Here is a 1,133-nt window from a genome sequence, read left to right as displayed (position 1 = left end):
GCACCTTGCCGTCGCGAGGCGCCACCGCATAGGTGTCGCAGGTGCCCTGCGCATGAACCAGTGTGGCAGTGGTCGACGGTGGACCCGCGATAGCCCGCACCTGCTGCTTGGTCATCCCTACTTTGACATCGCTGACCACCGGCTCATTGACATAGCTGGCTGCGCGATCATAGGTGGTACAACCGGCAAGAATGGAGAATACCGCCGCAGTGCCGACGGCCAAAACCAACTTCTTCGTCATAGCTTGTCCTCTTGGAGTGCATTTGTTGTTCCCTAAGTCTAGAAGCGGGAAGGCTTTTCTACAAATTCCCCTTTGTCGATCGGTGCGCTTTTGCTCTCAAAAGGCCATCGCAGCATCCCATCAGATTCAAAAACCGAAATCGCTCAGGGCCGGGACATCGTCCGGGCGCCGGCCGAGCGGCCAATGAAAACGCCGATCCTGTTCGCGGAACGGCATGTCGTTGATGCAAGCATGGCGGTTGATCATCAGCCCCTCCAGATTGAACTCCCAGTTCTCATTGCCGAAGCTGCGATACCAGTTGCCGGAATCGTCGCGCCATTCATAGGCAAAACGCACCGCGATGCGCGCGCCATCAAACGCCCACAGCTCCTTAATCAGCCGATACTCCAGTTCTTTCGCCCACTTGCGTTGCAAAAAGCCGACCACCGCCGCGCGGCCATCGACAAATTCCGCGCGGTTACGCCAGTGGGTATCGAGGGAATACACCTGCGATACACGTTCGGGATCGCGGCTATTCCAGGCATCCTCCGCCAGCCGCACCTTCTCGATAGCGGATTCGCGGGTAAAAGGCGGCAATGGGGGTTTAATGCTCATGTTTATCTCCTGAGTGAAGGCGTGTAGACAACTCTGTCTACGTCATTACGCTAGCGTATGTAGACAGAGTTGTCTACAATCACTCGGAAATAGCCTGGGAGAAAATGATGACCGCCGATCTCAACGCCTTACCCGCCCGCCAGCGCATCCTGCTGACGGCGCACGATCTGTTTTATCAAGAAGGGATCCGCGCCACCGGTATCGATCGCATCATCAAAGAATCGGGCGTGACCAAGGTGACCTTCTACCGCCACTTTCCCAGCAAGAATGATTTAATTACGGCGTTTTTGACCTATCG

General features: G+C 56.0%; 3 protein-coding genes. 1 reads left to right on the top strand and 2 read right to left on the bottom strand.

The window, feature by feature from the left end:
- Together osmE and ABT171_RS41690 are read right to left on the bottom strand one after the other, a co-directional pair.
- The coding region (gene osmE, locus ABT171_RS41695; protein ID WP_351252182.1) for an osmotically-inducible lipoprotein OsmE at window positions 1–241 on the bottom strand (241 nt) is incomplete at its 3' end.
- A 126-nt stretch (window positions 242–367) separates the two neighbouring features.
- Window positions 368–835 (bottom strand): nuclear transport factor 2 family protein, encoded by a 468-nt coding sequence (locus ABT171_RS41690; protein WP_351252180.1) that lies wholly within the window; start codon window positions 833–835, stop codon window positions 368–370.
- Between the two features lie 107 nt (window positions 836–942).
- Between ABT171_RS41690 and ABT171_RS41685 the strand changes: the two genes are divergently transcribed.
- Window positions 943–1,133 (top strand): TetR/AcrR family transcriptional regulator (locus tag ABT171_RS41685; protein ID WP_351252178.1); only part of this gene is annotated, 191 nt, incomplete at its 3' end.

It is taken from the genome of Streptomyces sp. NPDC001851, from assembly GCF_040297165.1.
In the GTDB taxonomy this organism is placed as follows: Bacteria; Actinomycetota; Actinomycetes; order Streptomycetales; family Streptomycetaceae; genus Streptomyces.
The sequence above is the reverse complement of the archived record's forward strand: the minus strand, read 5'-3'. Positions and strand labels throughout refer to the sequence as shown.

Excerpts from the sequence above, each read along its gene's own strand:
- ABT171_RS41690 (WP_351252180.1), bottom strand. The coding sequence starts at position 835 with ATGAGCATTAAACCCCCATTGCCGCCTTTTACCCGCGAATCCGCTATC.